Origin of the sequence: Glutamicibacter sp. AOP12-B1-11 (genome assembly GCF_052379245.1) — a bacterium.
Classification (GTDB): domain Bacteria; phylum Actinomycetota; class Actinomycetes; order Actinomycetales; family Micrococcaceae; genus Glutamicibacter.
The window spans coordinates 120684-141275 of sequence record NZ_JBQSYL010000007.1; the positions used below are offsets into that span (position 1 = coordinate 120684).

Genomic DNA, 20592 nt, shown 5'->3' on the forward strand with positions numbered 1-20592 from the left:
TGATGGATCGTGAAGTCGGCGCGGAAATAACTCGTGACGCGCGCGACATCGGCGGTAGCATGGCAAAGTACCGTTTTTGAAGGAGCCGAGCATGCAACTACGCCCAACGCTGGCGTTAGCCGGACTTCTTGTTCTGGCATTAAGCTCATGCGCAGCTAATGGCGGGATGGAAAACGCCGCACAGCCGCAGACCCAAATCAACATTTCGGCAGCAACCTCATTGCATGAGCCCTTCGAACAGTTGGCTCAGGAATTCCGGGAGCAGCACCCCGAAATTCTGCTCTCCGACATTAGCTACGACGGCTCCTCAACGCTTGCGACGCAGATCCTCGCCGGAGCGCCAACAGATGTTTTTGCCTCCGCAGATGAACCCAACATGGACGCGGTCCAAGAAGCCGGCTTGGCGACCACCGCGAGCATCTTCGCTACCAACACGCTGGTGATTGCCGTTCCCCATGGGAACCCGGGCAATATCAATGAGCTGGCGGACCTGGCAAAAGCCACCACGGTGCTCTGCGCTCCCGAAGTGCCTTGTGGCTCCGCGGCCAAGAAATTGCTAGATCTTGCCGGCGTGCAGGTTGAAGCTGCAAGCCTGGAACAGAACGTAGGCACCGTACTGGTCAAGGTTGCCACCGGGGAAGCTGACGCGGGGCTGGTATACCGCACGGAAATTGCCAATGAGCCGACCGTGGAAAGCATTATTCCTCCCGACGCTCACAAGGTCGTCAACTCGTATCCCATCTCGGTAGTCGACAATGCCAGCGATGACGAACAGGAAGTTGCCAAGCGCGAGGCTGCCGAAGTGTTCGTGGACTATGTCCTGAGCGAGCATGGACAACAGGTGATGAGCGAATACGGCTTCGGAAGCCCGTCGACCTCCGCACAGCTGAAGACCGAGCAGAAATGACCGCCCAAGTAGATGTCGGCACCCGGGCGCCGAGCCTGGTATTGCTGCCCGCCGTATTGGCTGTGGCCTTGCTCGTATTGCCCCTGATGGCATTGCTGACGCAGGCCTCCTGGAGCACCTTGTGGGCGGATGTGACCAGCCCCCAGGCCTTGCAGGCCCTTGGCCTGTCGCTGCGCACCGGGCTGCTGGCTACGGTGCTGTGCACGCTGCTCGGAGTGCCACTGGCACTGCTCATTGCCCGCAGCTCCCCGCACGTTGCGCAGGTTCTCCGTGCTTTGGTGGCGGTGCCCCTAGTGCTCCCGCCTATGGTCGGCGGAGTCGCGCTGCTGTTGCTCTTCGGCCGGACTAGCGGCATTGGACAGCTGCTGGAACAGCTCTGGGGGTTCACCCTCCCGTTTTCCACCGCCGCGGTGGTGATGGCGCAAATGTTTGTCGCACTGCCTTTTCTGGTGCTCACCGTCGAAGGGACCCTGCGTACCAGCGGCGCAGCCTATGAGCAGACCGCGGCCACGCTTGGTGCCGGACGCTGGATGGTGCTGACCCGAATCAGCCTGCCCTTGGCCGCACCGGGGTTGCTCGCCGGGATGATCCTCTGCTTCGCCAGGGCTCTGGGCGAGTTTGGGGCTACCGCGCTTTTCGCAGGCAATGCGCCGGGACGCACCCAGACCATGCCACTGGCAATCTATACGGCTTTTAATGGGGCAGGCGCCGGACGAGAATCAGCCGTGGCGCTTTCGTTGTTGTTGCTCGCGGCCGCGGTACTGGTCCTGGTTTGCCTGCGGGCGTGGCGTCCGGGGGCGTTGAAATGACCACCGGGCTTCGGGCAGCAATCCGTGTGGCGCGACCAAGCTTCGAAATCGACGTGCAACTGGATCTTGAACCCCGGAAGACCCTCGCGTTGATGGGCCCCAACGGAGCTGGCAAGTCCACGATTGTGCATGCAATAGCTGGAATTCAGCACCTTACAGCCGGGCAGATTTCCCTGAACGGTACGGTGCTCTCCGGTCCCGGTGTGCACCTGCCGCCACACCGCCGAGCGATCGGACTGCTCGGGCAGCAGCCCAGGCTCTTCCCGCATTTTGACGCCGCGGAGAATATCGCCTTCGCTGCCCGCGCGGCTGGCCTAAGCAAACGTGCCGCCCAGCAGGTGGCGCACGACTGGCTTGAACGCTTGGGGCTCATGGCATTCGCGACGCAACGACCCGCCGCGCTTTCCGGTGGGCAGCAGCAGCGTGTCGCGCTGGCTCGTGCCTTGGCCGCAGGACCGAAATTGCTGCTGGTTGATGAGCCGTTCTCCGCACTTGATGTCCAAGCGGCGGTGGAGATGCGCGAGCTGGTCCGTGAAGAACTCTCCCGCACCGGAACCACTGCGGTTGTCGTCTCGCATTCGGGGGCGGATGCGCTGGCCCTGGCAGAGCGATTATTGGTAATCGAACGCGGTGTGGTCGTTCAACAGGGGCATACGCGGCAAGTGCTTGCGGAACCCGCTACGGAGTTTGTGCGGGCCGTGGCCAATAGCGTTCCGGCGGGCTACGAGAGCGAACCGGAGAAGAGATGTTCTCCTTAGTCATGAAGCCAATGATTGCTTCGTCTGGCACCTTTCGAATATTTCTTGTTTCCGGGACTCAACAACTTTTGAAGGCAATGAAGGATGAGGAGCGATGGGGATAAGCCCTGCAGAACATCTGGCGTGGATTCTTGACCGAGTCACTCCGGTAGCCACCAGCACGGTTGGCCTAGCCGAGGCGCGCGGAACGGTGCTTGCCGAGGATGTGTTCGCCGCTCACCCGCTGCCGCTGTGGGAGAACTCGGCCATGGACGGCTACGCGGTGCGCAGCTACGATACGTCGAACGCTAGCGAGCAGCAGCCGATAGCGTTGAGCGTTGTGGGCGAAGTAGCCGCGGGAAGTTCCTGGGATGCGCCGCTGGAGCCGGGCCAGGCGGTGCGCATTATGACCGGTGCTCCCATCCCCACCCGCGCCGACGCGGTAGTGCGCGTCGAATCGACCATTGGCGATCAAGGCGAGAGCACCTGGGCCGAAGACCTCGTGCGCGTATTCAAACCGGTTCAACCCGGCCAAGAGATCCGCGCCCGGGGAGAAGACCTGGCCCGAGGCGCATTGGTGGCCCGCGCCGGAGACCAGCTGACCGCGGTGCGCCTCTCGGCATTGGCCGCGGCCGGAATAGCCAAGGTGCTGGTTCGGCGAGCGCCGCGTGTTGCGGTGCTGGTCACCGGTGCCGAACTGCGGCCCCTCGGTGCTCAGCTGACTCGCGGTCAGATCCCGGAATCAAACTCCTTGCTCATTGGCGGGCTGCTGGCCGAGGCGGGCATCATCGAGGTCAGTGTGCAGCATTGCCCAGATGAGGTAGCCGAGGTGAGCGAAAGGCTGGCCGAACTGGGTTCGAGCTACGACGTCATCGTGAGCACCGGCGGGGTGGGCCCGGGCACACGGGACGTGATGCGGTTGGCGCTGGCAGATGAGGCAGAAGTTCGTGCCGTGAGGTTGGATGCCCGTCCCGGGCAGCCGCAATGCACCGGGCGTTTGGCCGCCGGCGCGTTTGTCTTCGCGCTGCCGGGCAATCCGGTCAGCGCGGCGGTCGGCTTTGAACTGTTCGTAATCCCGGCGCTGCGTGCCATGCAGGGCCACGGGACATCCGAGCGTCCGAGATTGACCGCTACCGCCGGGATTGGATGGCGTGGATTCACCGGGAAGCTGCAAGTGCTCCCGGTTGAATTTGAATACGGGCAGTCTTTGCGCTGCTATCCGGTGGTGCACTCCAAGCGGGTGTCGCATTCCGTCGGTGGTTTCGGCACGGCCCAAGGGTACGCCTTGGTCGAACCTGAACGCGGGGACATCGCCGAAGGCGACAGCGTGCAAGTAATCCGGATGCTTCCATGATGGCCGCCGACGCTTTGATTCTTGCCGGTGGCCGTGGGTCCCGGCTCGGTGGCCTGGATAAGGCCGGACTGCTCCTTGGCGGGCAGCGGCTGGTGGATCGCGTGGTGCGCGCTTGCCGGGAAGCGGTCAATGGCCAGGTGATCGTTGTGGGTCCCGAATCCGCTGGAACCCAAGCGGACGTGGTGCTGCGCGAAGAACCGGAATTCGCCGGACCGTTAGCCGCGGTTGCGGTGGGGCTTCGTGCGGTGACGGCTGACTGGGTAGTGGTTCTGTCTTGCGACCTGGAATATCCGGCCGCGGTCTGCGAGGCGCTTTCCGCGGCCATCGATGCTTCTGGGACGGATGGCGTGGTGCTGGTAGACGACAACGAGCGGACCCAGTGGCTTGCGGGTTGCTACCGCACCGAGCCGTTGCGCGAAGCCTGCGAGGCGCTGGGCGATGGCGTCGTCAATGCACCGGTCAGGCGGGCCTTCAACAACCTTCGGCTGAGCAGGGCCAATATTTCGGTGGAGAAATCGGCGGATATTGATACCCCCGAAGCCCTGGAAGAAGCCCGCCTGCGGCAAAAGGATTCAAGTCAATCGACGAAGCCAATTAAGTCTTAGCGAGCAAAGGAAAATAATCATGGCACAGCATCTCCCACCCGAGGCACTCATTCCGTGGCTGGAGGCCGCGGCCGAGGAACTCGGCTTGGACGCCAACGAGGTATCTATAGGCACGCTGCTCGACGTGGCCAAGCACGTTGCCCACGACGTCGCAAGGCCAGCGGCCCCATTGAGCACCTTCCTCTTGGGCTTGGCTCTTGGCCGCGCGGAACCGGGCACCGAGCTGTCGGCGCTCGCCGAGAAGCTCAACGCACGGGCCGCGCGCTGGGCGGCCGAGCAGGAGTAATCCCGCGTTGCTGGCGTTCCATCACGTGCCTCAGCGCAACGCGTTGTAGCCACCCAATGGCAAGGTAGGCATCACCGGCTTCAGCGGGCTAAGCATTGCCGTGTACCGCCTCCGGGCGCACAATCGGGAGATGACTAAATATCTGATCTCGTTTCCGAGCCGGGCCATGGTGGTTGCGGACGAAGAGTTGCCGCGTGTCGCCGCCGATGCCCGTGCGGTGATTTCCGAGGCCAAAGCGGCAGGCGTCTATGTCTTCGGTGGTGGCATCGAGGAACGCGTCGATCCGGTACTGGTATCGGCAGATGGTTCGGTGAGTGACGAAATCTATTCGGGCTCGGAGCTCAAAGGCGGATTTACCGTGCTGGAGGTGCCCGCCCGCGCGGAAGCGCTGGGTTGGGCTCGAAAGATCGCGGTGGCCTGCCGGTGTGCGCAAGAGCTGCGCGAATTCGCCTATGACTCGGCGAGCTAGCCCCGCACCACTGTAGACTCGTGACTTATGGCAATCGGCGCGACAATACAAACTTTCGAAGTCCAACTGGCTGATGTGGATCGCGGTGTTTACGAAGATCTCTCATTGCGTGTGGCACAGCAAGCCTCGGAGACCGACGCCTATCTGGTGACCCGGGTTCTAGCCTACTGCCTCGAAGCGGAGGAAGGCATTGCATTTTCTGCCGGAGGGGTATCCACAGGGGAGGAACCGGCGGTGCTGGTCAAGGACCTCACCGGAAGCATCTTGGCCTGGATTGAGGTAGGCGCCCCGGATGCCCAGCGTCTTCACCAAGGCAGCAAACGCGCGGAGCGTGCCGCCGTGTACACGCACCGCGAACCGGCGAAGCTATTGGCCTCGTGGAAGGGCAAGACCATCTACCAAGCCGATGAAATTGTTGTCCGTTCCTTTGACCCGGGTTTCATCGATTTGGCGGCCAAGGCCCTCACCAGACGCAACACCATGTCGGTTTCGGTGACCGAGGGGCAGATCTATCTCGAACTCAACGGCAGCAATTTTGAGACGCAAATTCACGAGCATCACATCGAGTAGCGACCGCAGAAGGTAAAGCACGCCTCCAGCGTAAATATCATTCTTGACCGAATGAATTGGCCTGCAAAGGCATCCGGCATGGCAATCGAACTCCAGCCCAATCCAAAGACCGATTGCCTCCGTTTTATAGAATATTAGCCCGCGGATTCAAGAGGAAGAGGCTATGGCCGTGCGACCTCGATCGCTATATCGCGGGCCCCTCATCTACCATATCTTTGACTCTGGTTTTCCTTTTTTACGCCCCGGACCCCGGGGCGAGGTTTGCCGACCATGAGTCCAGCAGTGAGCGCAGTTGCTCCGGCTGCACATCGCTGACCTTCGCCTCGCTCATCGCAAGCCCGAAGGCAGCCCAAGGCAAGTTGGCGTTCTCGGTGCGCACCATGGCGCTGTGTTCATCGAGCGGCCGGATCTCGAACCACCGGCCGATGCGCGGTGCTAGCTCCCCGGCGCTGGCATGCACCCGCGCGCTGATCTGTTGCTGTCCGGATCCGCGCAGGCCTTCGCGGACAAACTGGGCTGCATCGCCGCCGGGAATCTCCCGCGGCGCAAAGCGCAGTGCCCGCGCCACGGCGTTCTCGGCTCGATCCACCCGAAAGCTGCGCCAATCCGCGCGATCCAGGTCATAGGCCACCAGATAGTAGCGGTTGCCCACATTGACCAGTTTGGCCGGTTCCACCCGCCTTGAACTGGCGATTCCCTTAGCGTCGCGGTAGTCGAAGGCCACCCGTTCGCGGTCGCGGCATCCCTGGGCGAACACCACCAGCACCTGGGGGTCCACCGGTTCTGGAACAGAGTGCTGCGAGTTCAGTGGGACGGTGCTGGCAGCCAATGCCTGGGCCCGCTGCCGTAACCTGGCCGGCAGCACCGGGACGACCTTGGACAGGGCGCGCAATGCGGCTTCGGCTAACGCGGAAGAACCGCCATGCACCGTAGATTGCAGGCCAATGACTAACGCCACGGCTTCCTCATCGTCGAGGACCAACGGGGGCAGGGCAGCGCCGGAAGCCAGCTGGTAGCCGCCACCCACCCCGCGGTCAGCCTGCACCGGGTAGCCGAGGTCGCGCAGCCGGTCGATATCCCGGCGCACGGTGCGCAAACTGACTTCCAGCCGCTCGGCCAACTCGTCGCCGGACCAGTAGCGGTGGGTCTGCAGCAAGGAGATCAAACGCAAGAATCTGGTGCTGGTACTCATGTAACCAGTCTGCCTTGATTTAGGACAAAAACTGACACTTATTGCTTTTAAGCTTGTAGATATCAGCTGGAAATACCGGCTGAAGCCGATGCCAGGAGGCAACAATGAGCACCATGGCCACCACCGAAACCACCCTGAGCGGGGAACGCGCCGACCTATTCCAGGCGTTGGCCAACGCCCGGCACTTCCTGCGCTTCACCGTCCGCGGACTCAGTGATTCACAGGCTGCACAGCGCACCACGGACAGCGAACTGACCCCGGGCGGCCTAATCAAACATGTGACCGCAGTGGAAAAGCAGTGGCAGGAATTCATCGTCAAGGGCCGGGCCGCCATGGCCTGGGACGGGGCAGACTTCAGCAAGATGCCACCCGAAGCAATGGAAGCTTTCCAGAACGAATTCCGCATGTCGCCCGAAGAGAGCTTGGATGAGCTGCTGGAAAACTATGCGCGGGTCGCAGCCCGCACCGATGACCTGCTGGCAGAGGTAGACATGGACACCGTCCACGAATTGCCCCAGGCCCCATGGTTTGTCGATACCCATTGGACGGTGCGCCGCACATTGCTGCACATCATCGCAGAAACCACCCAACATGCCGGGCATGCCGACATCATCCGCGAATCCTTGGACGGACAAAAAACAATGGGCTAACCGCCGAAGCCGTTTGCGTCCCGACATTGGCGGCAAAGAAGGATGGGTTCATCGGGTTGATCTGCGAACGTGCATTGCAAGTAACCTTAGAGAGTTCCGCATTACCCAGCCTCGAATGTTGCCTTGCCAGCCTTCGCGAACTAGCTACTGGCAAAGAAAAACCCCGAGAATTCAATGATTCTCGGGGTTTTCGCTGGCGGTGACGGTGGGATTTGAACCCACGGTACGGGGTTACCGTACACAACATTTCGAGTGTTGCACCTTCGGCCGCTCGGACACGTCACCAGACCTGATAACTCTATAACGAACCTTTCGAGAACACCAAAACGAACGAGGCGAAAAGCGCGGTTAGTGGCTCGAAACACATATGCGTGCTTGGTCAGCCGCGTTTGGATCGGAAGAACTCGCGCAGCAGGTCCGCGCACTCTTTTACCTTGACCCGTGGGTATACCTCGACCCAGTGGTTCAAGCGGGGTTCGCGGACGATGTCGAAGACCGAGCCGCAGGCTCCGGCCTTCTCATCCCATGCGCCAAACACCAGCCGGGGGATGCGCGAAAGCACGATGGCTCCGGCGCACATGGCGCAGGGCTCGAGCGTGACGACCAGGGTGCAGTCTTCTAATCGCCATCCGTCGGCGTTGCCGTCTGCCTGTAGTTTTTTGACTGCGTTGCGGATGGCCACGACTTCGGCGTGAGCCGTCGGGTCAAAGTTTGCTTCGCGCTCGTTGCGTCCGGTAGCCAGCAGCTTGCCTTCGGGGGAGATGATGACCGCCCCGATCGGGACATCATCGGTGTCCAATGCGGCTCGGGCCTCTGCGAGGGCGAGGTCCATCCAAGTCTCGTGTTCGTGCGCCATAGTGCCTTTACCTTACGTGTTTTAGCGTCGTCGGCGCATGCGCTTGGGGACTAGCTCTCCTCAAAACACCGATAGGCCCTGGCCATAGGGACCGCAATCCCGCTGATTCCTGTTTAGTTGGGCACATCAAGGAGTTTTTCCGCCGGAATTTCGCGCTTTTATCTCGTTTGCTTCATTGGTGGGCTGATAGATTTCTACTTATGCGCGTACAGGTAGTCGACCACCCATTGGTGGCACATAAGGTTTCAGTTCTTCGAGACAAAGATACTCCGTCCCCGATCTTCCGCCAGCTGACCGACGAACTGGTCACCCTGCTGGCCTACGAAGCAACCCGCGAGGTGCGCACCGAAGAAGTCGAGGTAGTCACCCCGGTAGCCACCACCACCGGAATCACCTTCGCCAAGCCAACCCCTTTGGTGGTGCCGATCCTGCGTGCGGGCCTGGGCATGCTTGAAGGCATGACCCGACTGGTGCCCACCGCCGAGGTCGGCTTCCTGGGCATGGCTCGCAACGAAGAGACCCTGGACATCATCACCTACGCCGACCGCGTGCCAAACGACCTGTCCGGTCGCCAGGTTTTCGTGCTGGATCCGATGCTGGCCACCGGCGGCACCCTGGCCGAGGCGATCAAGTTCATCTTCGAGCGCGGCGCCGAATCGGTGACCTGCATCTGCCTGATCGCGGCCCCAGAAGGCGTGGAGCGCTTGAAGGAAATTCATGGTGCCGACGAGCGCGTTCACATCGTGCTAGCCGCGATGGACGAACGACTGGACGAGAAGTCCTACATCATCCCCGGGCTCGGAGATGCCGGCGACCGTCTGTACGGCGTCACCCCACCGATCGTCTAGGCGCTCGTCGCTTAGCCTGCGGTTTCGCCGCTGGCGGGCTTTTCGCCCGCCAGCGGCAAGCGCACCTCGAAGAGCGTATGGCCGGGCTCTGAAGTCACCGAAATGGTGCCCCGGTGTGCTTCGACAATGCTCTTGGCAATGGGCAGCCCGAGTCCGGTAGTACCGTCCATTCCGGAGCGGGCCTTGTCGGCGCGGGTGAATCTTTCGAAGACCTTGGGCAGGAACTCCTCGGAGATCCCCTCTCCGGTGTCCTGCACCTGCAGCACCGCCTCGCCGCTTTCGAGATCTTGCCCCACGCTGACGGTTACGGAGTTGCCGGCCGAGGTGTGCTTGCGTGCATTGGCCAGCAAGTTGGTAATCACTCGGCGCAGGGAGGACGAATCGGCATTGACTGTGGTCCCCGGTGCCTGGCAGGCGAATTCCCAGAGATGGTCATCCGCGGTGGCCTTGAAATCTTCGGTGATATCTGAAGTTAATGCACAAAGATCCAGCGGCTTCATGGTGAACGAGGTCTCCTCGTCCAGCCGGGCCAAGAGCAACAGATTTTCTACCAGTGAACCCATGCGATTGCTTTGCTGCAGTACTCGATCCACCGAGCGCCTGCCATCGGGGGAGAAATGCTCGGTTGCCGACAGCAATTCGGTGTAGCCGCGAATTGCCGATAGTGGAGTGCGCAACTCATGCGAAGCATCCGCCACGAATTGACGCATCTGGTCCTGAGATTTTTCACGTGCGGTCAGCGCGGTAGATACGTTGTCTAGCATGGCGTTCAGGGCGCGTCCCACATTGCCAACTTCGGTGCCTGGAACGGCATCCTCGGAAGCGACTCGCTGGGTCAGCTCGACCTTGCCCGATTCAAGTTCTTCGGCGGCTACCGAGGAAGCCACCGCCGCGACGCGTTTGAGCGGGGCGAAGGAACGGCTAATGAGCCAGGTTCCCACCAGACCGGTGCCGATCACCAGGCTGATCGCGATGAACAGCGTCAGCCACGCCATTTCGAGCAGCGTTTGATCCGTGGAATCCAGCGGCAAGCCAACAATCAGCACGCCTCCGGAGCCAGGATCTGGAACCGCCGAGAGCAGATAGTCGCCCACGGACAACGAGCGGCGTACGGGTTCTGCATTGACCTCGATGGTCACCAGGTGGATGGCGTCATCCTGAGAGAGCATGACTCGTTCGCCATGCTGGTCAAGCACGTCTCCGGAGAAAACATAGCGATCCACGAAGCGCGCGGTGAGGGTGCCCGCGGCCTGTCCGGGCGCATAGAGGCGTTGATCCGGACGGGCTAGACCCACCGAGTAGCTACTGGCTCGTTCCACCGAGGCCTTGAGCTGTTCGTCCAGCTGGTCCATGAGCGTCTGGCGCATGCCGGCATTGTAGAGCAGCCCGAGCAAGACGCAGACTGCGGTCAGCGAGCCCAGGAGGATCATCAGCAGTTTGCGCTGCAGCGCGAGTGGTGAACTTGGCCTGAGGCCGGTGGGAAATGAACTCATGCAGCGGGCTTGAGGACGTAGCCCACACCACGCACCGTGTGGATCATTGATTCGGCGTCGACATCGATCTTTTTGCGCAGGTAAGAGATGTAGAGCTCCACAATATTTGCTTGGCCGTCGAAGTCGTAATGCCAGACGTTATCGAGGATTTGCGACTTGGAGACCACCCGGCGGGCGTTGTTCATCAGGTAGCTGAGCAGATCAAACTCTGTTGCGGTCAACGAGATCGAGCGTCCGGCGCGGGAGACGTCGTGTGAATCCAGATTCAGCACCAGATCGCCAACTACGAGTTCTGCGGAGTCCGCGGTAGAGGCACCGGAGCGTTCAACTAGACGGTGCAGGCGAATGAGTACTTCTTCAAGGCTGAACGGTTTCGCCACGTAATCATCGGCGCCGGCGCCCAAACCTTCGATCCGGTCCTCGACCGCATCCTTCGCGGTGAGAAATAGTACGGGGACTTCTGGCAGATAACTGCGAACCTTGCGCAGCACCTCGGGGCCGTCAAACCCTGGGAGCATCCAGTCCAGAACCAGAACATCCGGGGAGAGCGAGCGCGCTGTGGCTACGGCTTCCGGTCCGTCGTGGGCCATCGTTGCTTCCCAGCCAAGCATGCGAGTACCCATGGCCACCAGTTCCGCCAATGATGGTTCATCATCGACGACTAGGACCTTGATGGGTGTGCCATCTGGATGGGTCAGCCGGGGTAATTGCGCGGGAGAAAAACGTGAATCGCTCATGTTAACCAGCTTCTCCTATTGTCATTGGGCTACTTTATGATTCAGCTGTGCAACAGCTATGACTGTATGTCGAGTTTATGCGGGAATATTCCGTTCGGGTAGCGGTTAATTTGGTCAAATGCCGCAATGCACGAATGTTTGACCTATGGACTACCCGTGAACCTGAATGAATATTCATGACTGTGAATGGTATGGTCATTCTGCATATTTTGGCGGCTGATATTGATCATTCCGATTAGTTAAGCGCTTAGATACCCGATAATTGCCCAAAGTGTCCTCCATCACTTTTGGACGGATCTGTCTCACATGCTGAACAGTGGCGACCTTTGTTACTTGCAAGTTTCGAATGTTACGGGGAATACTTGGTGTGTGAGTACGGCGCAGATCAACAACAGCAATCAGGGTAGAGGCCCTGAGGGTACGCTTGCGTGCTGTTGTCGAATGCTCGGCGTCGGTGAAATTGGATCGATCGGCTGAAGTAATAAGCGATTGAGTCCAGGTGCACCGACGGGAAACCCAACTGCTGTTCGTGAAAGAAGGTCGCGGGCGGCGCAAGCAAAACCCGAAGCATTAACGCCAAATCACTTGGCCTTCGCACGAAAAGGAAGTCATCATGTCGGCTGGATCCGGATACGTACACGTTTCAATTCGCAACGCTCAGAATCGAGCGGCGGCGGCACAGCGCGCCGCTGCTGGTAGCGGAAGCTATGCTCCGGCCGGCTATCGCCCGCTGCGTGCGGTCAACAACGTTCATGAAACGCGTGAACCGATGACTCAAACTATCGCCACACCAGTGCAGTCCTCTGGCACGCCTAGCGCGGACACCAGCGCTCGTGGTTTCGTGCTGTATGTCGGTTTGGATGAAGCTGCTGCCCAGGCTCAGGGAACCTCGCTGGGAAAGCTGGCAACCCAGGTTCGCGCATTCCTGGCGACCTTGTCACCGCAGGCGCAGACCCATGCCGCAGTAGCGCTGGCGCCAACCAGCGCGCAAGGCGAGCCAATTGACGTCGTGCGCCAGGCGCTGGGCGATCCCACCCTGTCACGCCGCCCGCGTGCCGAAGCGCGTCCAAGTGCGCCACGCCCATCCGGCGTGCTGATCGATCTGTCCCGCCGAGAGGTTTACCTCGATGGTGAAACGCTGAACCTGACCTTCAAGGAATTCGAACTGCTGAATTTCTTGGTGGAGAACGGCACCCGCACCGTGGGCCGTGAAGAATTGCTGGAAAACCTGTGGCGCAATGCCGAGGAGATCCCGAATGAGCGAACCATCGACGTGCACATCCGCCGCTTGCGCTCGAAGCTGGGTCGCCTGGCTAACACCGTGCGCACCGTGCGTGGACAGGGCTACCGCTTCTACGAGCACCCAGAGGTAGTCGTCTGGGCCGCTCCGGAGTACTCAATCTAAGTAGAACGTTTTTTCGCTGAGGCGAGCAAACCACCCTGGTTTGTTCGCCTCAGTTTTTTTTAAGTTCCGCGCATCTAAGCTTGGACTATGAATACTATGCAGCGCCGTCGGCTGATTCTCATGCGCCATGGAAAGTCTGACTACCCGCTGGGAGTGAGCGATCATGACCGCCCGCTGGCCGCTCGCGGCAACCGCGAAGCCCCGGCCGCCGGTGCCTGGCTGGTGGAGAATGATCTGATACCGGATTACATCATCTGCTCCGACGCGTTGCGCGCTAGGGCAACCTGCGCCTGGGTGCTCTCGGAGCTCGGCGAAAAAGGTCCAACTCCGTACGTCGACTCGCGCGTTTACGGCGCAGGGGCCACCGCCTTATGCTCAATTATCAACGAGGTCCCTGATACTGTCTCCACCTTGCTGGTCATCGGACACCAGCCGACGCTCCAGGACCTCGCGCTGCGTCTGGCCTCGGCGCAATCCGATGAGGAAGCAGTCTACGAACTGGCGATGAACTATCCGACATTGGGCACCACGGTGCTGGAAACAGACCATTCCTACTCACATTTGGATGCGCGTGATGCGCGGGTCACACATTTCATTGCCCCGCGGCCTGAATGAGAAGATTCTCATGAGGAATTTTTAAAGACCCTTGTCAGTCTCGTAATACGAGCTGTGTTGGCTTTATGAGGCGTTCATGAGAACGCCCTCATCATTTTCTTCCCAAGGCCTCAGGATTGATTCATCTTCGGTTCATCTTCGCTCGCTTGACTGATATTCATCGAGCCAAACGGCCGACTGAAGATGACGGTTTTCCGCTCCCCGGGAACCGAAGTGAGAAAGGCCGAAGCCATGGGCATCATTGCAGAGATCATCCCGAACGAGAGCACCGAAACCTACACCATCAAAGAAGCTCGGATTGCGATCGATGCCCTCCGAGCCAGCACCATCAAGGCGGCCTACACCACGCGCTTTGTCGCAGCCGAACTCTCCCGCAATCCACAGGACTTTCAGATTGTCTCCAGCTCGGGCATGGCTCCGCGCTCGGGTGATGTGGTGATCGCCAAGGTTTCCGAGCTTGGCAAGCACAAGGGCCTGCAGTCGCCGCACGCGCGCCGCCAAAAACTCTTTGTCGGCCAGGAAATCATGGTGGCCTACGGCCACCGCTACGCACCGGACCAGTTCCTTTCCCATGTACCGACGGATCTTGGGCCATGCGAGCTGGTTGCCGGTGGCGGACTAGCCTCACGCGTGGAGCAACAGCACGCCTCGATTGACAAGGCCACCGAGATTGAGCCGGTCGGTCTACTGACGCGTGGCGGCAAGGTCGTCACGCTCAGCGATTTCGCTCCGCTGAGCGTCCAGAACCCCTCGGTTAACGTCACCTCCCGCATCGCGGGTAAGCGTCCACCGGTGATCGCGGTGCTCGGAACATCGATGAACTCCGGAAAATCCACCACCCTCGGTTGCCTGGTCAACGGGTTGAGCAACGCTGGACTGCGGGTCGCCGCAGGCAAGGCGACCGGAACAGGCGCGGGGAACGACCCGAACCTGTTCACCGACGCCGGCGCTTTCAGCGTCTGCGACTTCACCGACTTCGGCTACCCCACCACCTACCGGTTGGACTATGAAACCGTTCGCGAACTGCTGATCTCGATGATCAATGAGCAGAGCGCCTCCGGCGCCGATGCGGTCATCATCGAGATCGCCGACGGCTTGTTCCAGGGCGAGACCTCACGACTGCTCCGGGACCCGGTATTCAAGGAACACGTAGACCGTGTGCTGTTCAGCGCCCAGGATGCGCTCGGCGCGAAGGCGGGAGAAAAAATTCTCCTGGACGCAGGGCTCGACCTCGCCGCGGTTTCCGGGGTGCTCACTGCTTCCCCGCTGGCGGCCTCGGAAGCGCGAGCCCACATGGACACCGAAATTATCGACACCTATGACCTGTGCGACCCACAGGTGGCCAGCGCCCTGCTGCCGACCCGCTAGGAGGCCCAATGACCGGCTCGCAGCCAGTAGACCCACCCGCCAAGGAACCTTCGCTCCCGGCGTTGCTGGCGCCGGGGCGACGCGGGCTGTTGGCTGCCCTGCTGGCGCTGGCACTGGGTGTCGGGGTGCTGTCCATCGCCATCGCTTGGCAGGTAGGCCAGCTAGCTTCGGCCTTCAGCCTCGGGGCACTGTCCTGGGTCATCGTCCTGTCCCTGGCATTTTTCTGTGCGAAGTTTATCGAACGAGTGCTGGCCGAAAGGCTTGGCCAGCACTATGTGGCTCAGCTGCGCGGATCATTGATATCGCATGCCCTCAAGGCTCGCCGGGGACCCTCGGTGGGGATCACCGTGGCGCGTTCAAGCAATGACCTGTCCTCCATCCGCAATTGGGTCACCCAGGGAATTGTGCCGTTGATCGCGGGCATCCCGCTGATCGTTTTCGCCGCGCTCGGCTTGGGAGCCCTGCACCCACTGCTGGCCGCGGCGCTGGTACTTCCGGTCCTGCTGGAAGTTGGGTTGCTCGCGTTCTTGGCCCGAGGGGCCTTGCGCACCGCACGAGTGCTGCGCAGGCACCGGGGGAATCTTGCGGCACGGATCGCCGACACGGTCACCGCGGCCACCACCATCGCCGCGGGCGGAGGCGTGCGCCGCGAGGTCGAGCGAGTCGACCGAAGCTCGCAGAAAGTCGTTCAGGCCGCCGTGGATCGCGCAAAGTATGCCGGCGCCTTGCGGGCCGGATCGCTGACGGTGCCGTTGTTGGGCACCGCGCTGGTGGTGGCTGCCGGCTCCTGGGCGGGCCTTGGCGCGGGGACCTTGGCCAGCGCCTTGACGTTGATGGGGATCTGCGCAGGGACCATGGGCGAATGGGGGCGCATCGTTGAGTACCGGCAAAACTATCGAGCCGGCCGACGGATTATTGCTCCGCTGCTGCACGCAGAGAAATCCTGGAGCATCGCGGAGCAGAAAATGATCTCCACCCGAGAGGTGAAGGACCTGAACCGCAAAGAAATCACCGTGCGGATCCGTCCCACGGCACCGGGCTTGGAGAACTGGCCGGTGCTTCGAGCGCACGCAGGGCAACGGATCCAGGTGGTGGGGCCCGGGGCAGAATCCGGAGCACTGCTCGAATCTTTGGCCACCGGCAGGATCACCGCCCACGGCGATTCGCTCGGCGGGTTGTGGATCGCCGAGGGACGCAGCGAGGACCTTCCGGCTACCGAACGACGTAAGCTGATAGGCGCAGCGTTGAGTTCCATGGTTCCCGAACGCGGCACCATCATCCGTGCGCTGACCTACCGGCATCCGGGGTCTTCGGTGAAACGCGCGCTGCGCGTGGCCGCCGACTGCGGGCTAGAGCTCGGCCCGCTCCCCGCCGCGGAGCGCACCATGTTGCGTCGTGGGGGAGAACCTCTGGACTCCGCACAGCGCGCCTGCCTGATCATGGCACGCGCCCTGCTGAGACAGCCGCCGGTATTGATCCTCGACCCGGTGCTCAACCGCCTGCCGAGCGCCGCCCGCGAAGCGGTGATTCGAAAACTCAACGAATATCCCGGAGTGGTGATTTTCCAAGGAGAAATTCCGGGGCTCGAAGCAACCGGCACGTGGCAGGCACCGCTGCGCGTCGGAGCCCATGCCGAGAACCCGGCCCCGCTGGAAGACGCGGAATAGCCAAGCCGAGGATGCTCGCCTAGGACGCCACATGCTGGTGGGTGGCAAGCAAACCGTCAACGCTGTACAGCACCGCGTTGAGGGTGGCTTCGCGATCGGCCACGTTGTCCGAAACGGTGCGCATACGTGCGGAGAACAAGGCCGCGCCGAAGATCGCCGTCGCGGCTGGCTGCTTTTCCTCGGGAGCCAGGATGACCAGGCGATCCAAGACTTCAATGAGGGTCGAGGTGACCCGTGAATACACCGGGGTAATCTGGTCGCCCCAGTCGCTTTCGGGCCGCAGCTGTTCGCTGATCCAGATTTGCGCGAATGACGGGTATTTCTCGACGAATTCAACGGCGATAGTGGCCATTGCCCGCAAAGCCTCGCGGGGGTCGGGCTTTGCCGCGGCCTGATCCAGCTCGGCGACCAGCATATCGGCACCGAATTCCAGAACCTGGCCGATCATCTCGTCCTTGGAACCAAAGTTGTAATACACGGTCCCCTTGGAGACCCCTGCCATTTGCGCGATCTCGTCCACCGACACGGCGTTGGGGCCACGGGCGCCGAGCAGCTGCATCGAGGCCGCGAACAGGCGCTTCTTGGAGGCGGTGGCCCGCACGCGGGGCCGCCCGCTAGGTGGTGTGGTCATACCGTCAGCTCCGGTTGTAGCGTCTTCAACGTCCAGGTCTTGTGCTTGCGCACCGCTAGGAAGCTCAACAGCAGACCCAGCAGCGTGTAACCGATGACCGGGAGGATGGTGGCGCCGAGCATTCCCAAGTCTGCACCATACATCACATGTCGCAACGCCACCACGACATTGCTCATCGGCAGAACCTGGTGCAATACCTGCAGTGGTGCCGGCAACGTTTCCCAAGGGAACGTGCCGCCAGCGGTCACCAGCTGCAGGACCATCAGCAATAGCACCACAAACTTACCTGCAGCACCCAGCAAGGCGCAGATTCCCTGGATCAATGCGCTGAAGCACAGTGCGGCGAGAAGGAACAAGCCCAAGGTCAACCATGGGTGTGCGGGTTCCAACCCGACGGCGAACACCACCACCGCGTAGAGCGCGGTGCACTGGATGAGCGAAATGAAAGCAAAGGGAAGCCATGCGCCCAACGCGATCTTCCAGCTGCTGCCGTTGGAAGCCAACGCACGGTTATTGACCGGGCGCATCACCTGGGTGAGGATGAACGTGCCAATCCAGGTAGCGAGGGTCATGAAGAACGGTGCGAGCCCCGCACCATAGGCGCTGGCCTCGGATTGCGCATGGGAGTTCACCCGCAGCGGGTCACCGATGACGTCGGCTAATTGCGCCGAAGTTGGCGAGTCGGGGTTTGGCACCTGGCCCACACCGCTGTCCAGGCCCTCGGATAGATCGCCCGAGCCGTCTTGCAATTCGCTTGCGCCATCGCCGAGCTCGCTGACTCCTTGGTCCAGCGTGATAAGTGAATCGTGCAAGGTGGTGGTTCCGGCGGCCAGGTCCTTGGCCCCGGCATCGAGCTTGGCGCTGCCTTGGGCCGCGTCTTCGGTACCTGCTAGTGCGGATTTCTGGCCTTCTGCCAGGGTGGAGCTTCCCGAAGCGAGCTTTGCGGCTCCGTCGGAGAGTTTGCTGCCTCCATTCGCGGCGGATGAGATGCCATCGGCAAGAGCGGGAACGGCATCGTTGAGCTTGCCGGTGCCTTGGGCCAGGGTGTGCAGTCCGGAAGCCAGCTGCTTATTGCCGTCGGCAACCTGTTCGGAGCCATCGGCGAGTTTATCCAGGTCGTTTTGCGCCGCGGTGAGTTTCACGTTGACGTCTTTGACCTTGGAGTTCAACTGCTGGGTGACCGTGGAATTCTCCACGGTGGATTGCAGCTGAGTGCCGATCTGGTCGGCCTGCGCCTGGGTGAGCGTTCCGGATTCGACCTGCCGTGCAAGGAACGCGTTGGTGTTTTGCTGCACCTGGTCCAGCCGGGATTCGGCATCCGCCTGCAGATCCCGGATGACCGCAATTGCCTCGTCGGCCGTGGCGCTGAGCTCGGCGTTTCCATTGGCTACCTGACGCGATCCGGCGGCTAGTTGATCTGCCGAGGCAGCGGCCTGCTGGGCTCCGTCGTTGAGCTTGGAAACCGAGCTGGGCAGGGGGGCCGTCTTTGACTCCAGGGTGTCTAGCCCGCTGCTGAGCGTTTTCGCCCCGGAATTGAGCTCGGCGCTGCCACTGGCCAAGTCATCTGTGCCAGCTACGAGCTTGCCTTGCCCGTCAACGAGTTTCTTGAGGCCGCCGGATAGCTGGCCGGTACCGTCATGCAGGGTTTGTGCGCCAGCTTCAAGTTCGGCGCTGCCGGTCACGAGCTGCGTGGTGCCGTCTTGGAGGGTGAGGACCCCATCCGAAAGAGAAATCGTGCCGTCGTAGAGTTTCTTCGCGCCATCGGCCGCCTCGTCCATCGAATCGTGGATGTCGACAAAGCCGGCAATCATCCCTTCGGCGGTTTCGGTGCCGACTTCTTTGGAAACCGAATCACGCACTTCATTGGCCAGGGTCTTTGCGAAATTGCCAGCCATGAAATTATTGGCGTCATTGGTAGTTAGCTCCAGATTTGCCGCATTCGCGCTTTTCAGCTCCGCCGGGGAAGTCAACGAGGCGGAAAAGTCTTTCGGAATGGTCATCGCGAATGCGTAGTCACCGTGCGCAACTCCGTCCAAGGCGGCTTCTTGCGAGTCGACTACCTCCCAGCCGAAGGTGGAGTCTTCGAGCAGGGAATCAACAACTTCGTCGCCGACATTTGTGGCTTCACCCTCGCGTTCGGCGCCTTCATCGAGGTTCACCAGAGCTGTTTTGACGCCATCCAGATTCGACTGCGGATCCCAATTGCCATAGAGGTAGAGGGCTCCGTAGAGCAGCGGTACGCAGGTGACCGCGATCAGTGCCAGCTTTGGCAAGGTTCCACGGGTCATGCGCTTGAGCTCGGAGAGAGCTAGGCCCAGAGTCGTCATGAGTTAGTCCTTAGTCGTGGGTGGTTCAAGTGGAAGCTCGGCTTCCTGGGAAGGCAGAGCTACTCGCGCTTCGGCGGCCACGGTTTCCCCCTCCGGGGCTTGGCCTTGCTCGGCCGGAGCTTCGTCGGAAGAGGATTCGTCCGAAGTATTTTCCGCCGGGTCTGCCGCCGGCAGTTCCGCCATCTCGGTGCTGGGTTCAGGGTGCTGCGCGAGCGGCGCCCGGCTAGTTTCCGCGTCTTCAGCCTCAGACCCGGTAGCGGAATCGTGCACCGGTAGTGCTGAATCCAGCTGTGGAACTTCGTCGGTAAACGAAGCGTTTTCTGGCATGTCTTGGGTTTGCCCGATGAAGGCCACCGGCCCATCCCAGCAATCTGGAATGCGTGAGACCACGGCAATAACCGCGAGGTTCCGGCGAGTTCGGGTAAACCGCTCGAGGGTTTCCAACCAGCTGGTTTCTTCGATGCCATGGCGGTCGGGGGAGTCGAAGACCAGAGCATCAACGTCATGGTTCTCTAATGCCAAGCGCGTGAGCAAGTTGATGCGAGTCAGCGCATCGACCGCGTCGATCCAGCTGCTGGCGATGTCTTCGAAACCATGCCGAGCCAACCATTTCTTGCTCCGGGCGCGGCGCCAAAGGGGTGCAGGCACCAAGGAGAGGTCTTCGCTGACAACATCGCGAACCTTCAGATGGGCCTCTGGTTCATTGATCTGGGGTGCGTCGAGTAGCGCGCTGTGTGAGCGTATTTCCTTGAGTCGTGAAGCGCCATCCCAACTCAACTCACCTGCGCTGGGCTTCATGCGGCCGGAAAGCATCAACGCGGTGGCGGTGCGCGCGCTCTGCGAGTCTGCGACGACGAGCAGCAGCGAACCGCGGTTGGCTGTCAGCGAGGTGGCATCGACAAGTTGGCTGTGGCGCCCTTGGAAGCTCATTGAATTAGCAATTAACACACTTCCACACTAATTGAACTGACCGGTCAGTTCAATTAGTGTGCTAGTTTCTTTGCTCACCTCTGGACGTGACGTGGCTCATGGACTTGGATAGTTCATGGACCAACAACCGGTCGCT

Annotated in this window: 21 protein-coding genes and 1 tRNA gene; 14 read left to right on the forward strand and 8 right to left on the reverse strand. The window is 61.1% G+C overall.

The genetic code is table 11. The features are described 5' to 3' along the window. Window positions 1-91 precede the first annotated feature (91 nt). From modA to ACT3UQ_RS05975, 8 genes are all read left to right on the forward strand, one after another. Window positions 92-907, forward strand: coding sequence for a molybdate ABC transporter substrate-binding protein (gene modA, locus ACT3UQ_RS05940; protein ID WP_105569686.1), 816 nt, complete (start codon window positions 92-94; stop codon window positions 905-907). After that, entirely contained in the window at window positions 904-1716 is an 813-nt protein-coding gene (locus ACT3UQ_RS05945; protein ID WP_105569685.1) for an ABC transporter permease, read from the forward strand. Before modA ends, ACT3UQ_RS05945 begins: the two co-directional genes overlap by 4 nt. After that, window positions 1713-2474: a sulfate/molybdate ABC transporter ATP-binding protein gene (locus ACT3UQ_RS05950; RefSeq protein ID WP_105569684.1), complete on the forward strand. Its 762-nt coding sequence runs from the start codon at window positions 1713-1715 to the stop codon at window positions 2472-2474. Before ACT3UQ_RS05945 ends, ACT3UQ_RS05950 begins: the two co-directional genes overlap by 4 nt. Window positions 2475-2568: 94 nt before the next feature. Beyond that, entirely contained in the window at window positions 2569-3807 is a 1239-nt protein-coding gene (locus ACT3UQ_RS05955) for a molybdopterin molybdotransferase MoeA (protein ID WP_105569683.1), read from the forward strand. Further along, window positions 3807-4412, forward strand: coding sequence for a molybdenum cofactor guanylyltransferase (mobA, locus tag ACT3UQ_RS05960; protein ID WP_181151596.1), 606 nt, complete (start codon window positions 3807-3809; stop codon window positions 4410-4412). The genes ACT3UQ_RS05955 and mobA overlap by 1 nt, the downstream gene beginning before the upstream one ends. Before the next feature lie 19 nt (window positions 4413-4431). Next, complete coding sequence (locus ACT3UQ_RS05965; RefSeq protein ID WP_105553415.1) at window positions 4432-4698, forward strand: DUF6457 domain-containing protein; 267 nt, start codon at window positions 4432-4434, stop codon at window positions 4696-4698. A gap of 130 nt (window positions 4699-4828) precedes the next feature. Then, the gene (locus ACT3UQ_RS05970; RefSeq protein WP_105569681.1) at window positions 4829-5167 is read left to right on the forward strand and encodes a YciI family protein; all 339 of its coding nucleotides are present in this window, start codon (window positions 4829-4831) and stop codon (window positions 5165-5167) included. Between the two features lie 27 nt (window positions 5168-5194). Next, complete coding sequence (locus ACT3UQ_RS05975; protein WP_096285421.1) at window positions 5195-5737, forward strand: YaeQ family protein; 543 nt, start codon at window positions 5195-5197, stop codon at window positions 5735-5737. A 235-nt stretch (window positions 5738-5972) separates the two neighbouring features. Here the strand turns inward: ACT3UQ_RS05975 and ACT3UQ_RS05980 are convergent, their stop codons facing one another. Then, on the reverse strand, window positions 5973-6929 hold the full coding sequence (locus ACT3UQ_RS05980; RefSeq protein ID WP_105569680.1) for a helix-turn-helix transcriptional regulator: 957 nt from the start codon (window positions 6927-6929) through the stop codon (window positions 5973-5975). A 104-nt stretch (window positions 6930-7033) separates the two neighbouring features. On the opposite strand from ACT3UQ_RS05980, the gene ACT3UQ_RS05985 reads away from it, so the two are divergent. Then, a complete protein-coding gene (locus ACT3UQ_RS05985; RefSeq protein WP_219843924.1) occupies window positions 7034-7579 on the forward strand; it encodes a DinB family protein in 546 nt (181 codons plus the stop codon). Between the two features lie 194 nt (window positions 7580-7773). Here the strand turns inward: ACT3UQ_RS05985 and ACT3UQ_RS05990 are convergent. Continuing rightward, window positions 7774-7864, reverse strand: a tRNA-Ser gene (locus tag ACT3UQ_RS05990). 94 nt (window positions 7865-7958) lie between these two features. After that, window positions 7959-8435 (reverse strand): tRNA adenosine(34) deaminase TadA, encoded by a 477-nt coding sequence (tadA, locus tag ACT3UQ_RS05995; RefSeq protein WP_105553412.1) that lies wholly within the window; start codon window positions 8433-8435, stop codon window positions 7959-7961. A 200-nt stretch (window positions 8436-8635) separates the two neighbouring features. On the opposite strand from tadA, the gene upp reads away from it, so the two are divergent. Further along, entirely contained in the window at window positions 8636-9283 is a 648-nt protein-coding gene (upp, locus tag ACT3UQ_RS06000; protein WP_096285410.1) for a uracil phosphoribosyltransferase, read from the forward strand. A gap of 11 nt (window positions 9284-9294) precedes the next feature. On the opposite strand, the gene ACT3UQ_RS06005 is transcribed toward upp, so the two are convergent. Then, the gene (locus tag ACT3UQ_RS06005; protein WP_105553411.1) at window positions 9295-10776 is read right to left on the reverse strand and encodes a sensor histidine kinase; all 1482 of its coding nucleotides are present in this window, start codon (window positions 10774-10776) and stop codon (window positions 9295-9297) included. Beyond that, on the reverse strand, window positions 10773-11513 hold the full coding sequence (locus ACT3UQ_RS06010) for a response regulator transcription factor (RefSeq protein WP_096285408.1): 741 nt from the start codon (window positions 11511-11513) through the stop codon (window positions 10773-10775). The genes ACT3UQ_RS06005 and ACT3UQ_RS06010 overlap by 4 nt, the downstream gene beginning before the upstream one ends. A 613-nt stretch (window positions 11514-12126) precedes the next feature. Between ACT3UQ_RS06010 and ACT3UQ_RS06015 the strand changes: the two genes are divergently transcribed. The 4 genes from ACT3UQ_RS06015 to ACT3UQ_RS06030 all read left to right on the forward strand — a co-directional run bounded on the left by ACT3UQ_RS06015 (window position 12127) and on the right by ACT3UQ_RS06030 (window position 16568). Continuing rightward, window positions 12127-12918, forward strand: a complete 792-nt coding sequence (locus tag ACT3UQ_RS06015; RefSeq protein ID WP_105553410.1) for a winged helix-turn-helix domain-containing protein — start codon at window positions 12127-12129, stop codon at window positions 12916-12918. An 87-nt stretch (window positions 12919-13005) separates the two neighbouring features. Then, window positions 13006-13533: a SixA phosphatase family protein gene (locus tag ACT3UQ_RS06020; protein WP_105553409.1), complete on the forward strand. Its 528-nt coding sequence runs from the start codon at window positions 13006-13008 to the stop codon at window positions 13531-13533. Window positions 13534-13746: 213 nt separating this feature from the next. Continuing rightward, a complete protein-coding gene (locus tag ACT3UQ_RS06025) occupies window positions 13747-14901 on the forward strand; it encodes a DUF1611 domain-containing protein (RefSeq protein ID WP_258133561.1) in 1155 nt (384 codons plus the stop codon). An 8-nt stretch (window positions 14902-14909) separates the two neighbouring features. Further along, window positions 14910-16568 (forward strand): ABC transporter ATP-binding protein/permease, encoded by a 1659-nt coding sequence (locus ACT3UQ_RS06030; RefSeq protein WP_105553408.1) that lies wholly within the window; start codon window positions 14910-14912, stop codon window positions 16566-16568. Between the two features lie 19 nt (window positions 16569-16587). Here the strand turns inward: ACT3UQ_RS06030 and ACT3UQ_RS06035 are convergent, their stop codons facing one another. Genes ACT3UQ_RS06035 through ACT3UQ_RS06045 form a run of 3 tightly spaced genes read right to left on the reverse strand, consistent with a single transcriptional unit; the run spans window position 16588 to window position 20456 of the window. Beyond that, on the reverse strand, window positions 16588-17199 hold the full coding sequence (locus ACT3UQ_RS06035) for a TetR/AcrR family transcriptional regulator (RefSeq protein WP_105553407.1): 612 nt from the start codon (window positions 17197-17199) through the stop codon (window positions 16588-16590). Continuing rightward, the gene (locus ACT3UQ_RS06040) at window positions 17196-19526 is read right to left on the reverse strand and encodes a YhgE/Pip domain-containing protein (RefSeq protein ID WP_105553406.1); all 2331 of its coding nucleotides are present in this window, start codon (window positions 19524-19526) and stop codon (window positions 17196-17198) included. The genes ACT3UQ_RS06035 and ACT3UQ_RS06040 overlap by 4 nt, the downstream gene beginning before the upstream one ends. 3 nt (window positions 19527-19529) lie before the next feature. Continuing rightward, window positions 19530-20456 (reverse strand): ABC transporter ATP-binding protein, encoded by a 927-nt coding sequence (locus tag ACT3UQ_RS06045; protein WP_105553405.1) that lies wholly within the window; start codon window positions 20454-20456, stop codon window positions 19530-19532. Window positions 20457-20592: the final 136 nt, after the last annotated feature.

Excerpts from the sequence above, each read along its gene's own strand:
- ACT3UQ_RS05950 (WP_105569684.1), top strand. The coding sequence starts at position 1,713 with ATGACCACCGGGCTTCGGGCAGCAATCCGTGTGGCGCGACCAAGCTTC.
- ACT3UQ_RS05965 (WP_105553415.1), top strand. The coding sequence starts at position 4,432 with ATGGCACAGCATCTCCCACCCGAGGCACTCATTCCGTGGCTGGAGGCC.
- ACT3UQ_RS06005 (WP_105553411.1), bottom strand. The coding sequence starts at position 10,776 with ATGAGTTCATTTCCCACCGGCCTCAGGCCAAGTTCACCACTCGCGCTG.
- ACT3UQ_RS05955 (WP_105569683.1), top strand. The coding sequence starts at position 2,569 with ATGGGGATAAGCCCTGCAGAACATCTGGCGTGGATTCTTGACCGAGTC.
- ACT3UQ_RS05985 (WP_219843924.1), top strand. The coding sequence starts at position 7,034 with ATGAGCACCATGGCCACCACCGAAACCACCCTGAGCGGGGAACGCGCC.
- ACT3UQ_RS06015 (WP_105553410.1), top strand. The coding sequence starts at position 12,127 with ATGTCGGCTGGATCCGGATACGTACACGTTTCAATTCGCAACGCTCAG.
- mobA (WP_181151596.1), top strand. The coding sequence starts at position 3,807 with ATGGCCGCCGACGCTTTGATTCTTGCCGGTGGCCGTGGGTCCCGGCTC.
- ACT3UQ_RS05970 (WP_105569681.1), top strand. The coding sequence starts at position 4,829 with ATGACTAAATATCTGATCTCGTTTCCGAGCCGGGCCATGGTGGTTGCG.
- ACT3UQ_RS06020 (WP_105553409.1), top strand. The coding sequence starts at position 13,006 with ATGAATACTATGCAGCGCCGTCGGCTGATTCTCATGCGCCATGGAAAG.
- ACT3UQ_RS06030 (WP_105553408.1), top strand. The coding sequence starts at position 14,910 with ATGACCGGCTCGCAGCCAGTAGACCCACCCGCCAAGGAACCTTCGCTC.
- upp (WP_096285410.1), top strand. The coding sequence starts at position 8,636 with ATGCGCGTACAGGTAGTCGACCACCCATTGGTGGCACATAAGGTTTCA.
- ACT3UQ_RS06045 (WP_105553405.1), bottom strand. The coding sequence starts at position 20,456 with ATGAGCTTCCAAGGGCGCCACAGCCAACTTGTCGATGCCACCTCGCTG.
- modA (WP_105569686.1), top strand. The coding sequence starts at position 92 with ATGCAACTACGCCCAACGCTGGCGTTAGCCGGACTTCTTGTTCTGGCA.
- tadA (WP_105553412.1), bottom strand. The coding sequence starts at position 8,435 with ATGGCGCACGAACACGAGACTTGGATGGACCTCGCCCTCGCAGAGGCC.
- ACT3UQ_RS05980 (WP_105569680.1), bottom strand. The coding sequence starts at position 6,929 with ATGAGTACCAGCACCAGATTCTTGCGTTTGATCTCCTTGCTGCAGACC.
- ACT3UQ_RS05945 (WP_105569685.1), top strand. The coding sequence starts at position 904 with ATGACCGCCCAAGTAGATGTCGGCACCCGGGCGCCGAGCCTGGTATTG.
- ACT3UQ_RS06035 (WP_105553407.1), bottom strand. The coding sequence starts at position 17,199 with ATGACCACACCACCTAGCGGGCGGCCCCGCGTGCGGGCCACCGCCTCC.
- ACT3UQ_RS06010 (WP_096285408.1), bottom strand. The coding sequence starts at position 11,513 with ATGAGCGATTCACGTTTTTCTCCCGCGCAATTACCCCGGCTGACCCAT.
- ACT3UQ_RS06040 (WP_105553406.1), bottom strand. The coding sequence starts at position 19,526 with ATGACGACTCTGGGCCTAGCTCTCTCCGAGCTCAAGCGCATGACCCGT.
- ACT3UQ_RS05975 (WP_096285421.1), top strand. The coding sequence starts at position 5,195 with ATGGCAATCGGCGCGACAATACAAACTTTCGAAGTCCAACTGGCTGAT.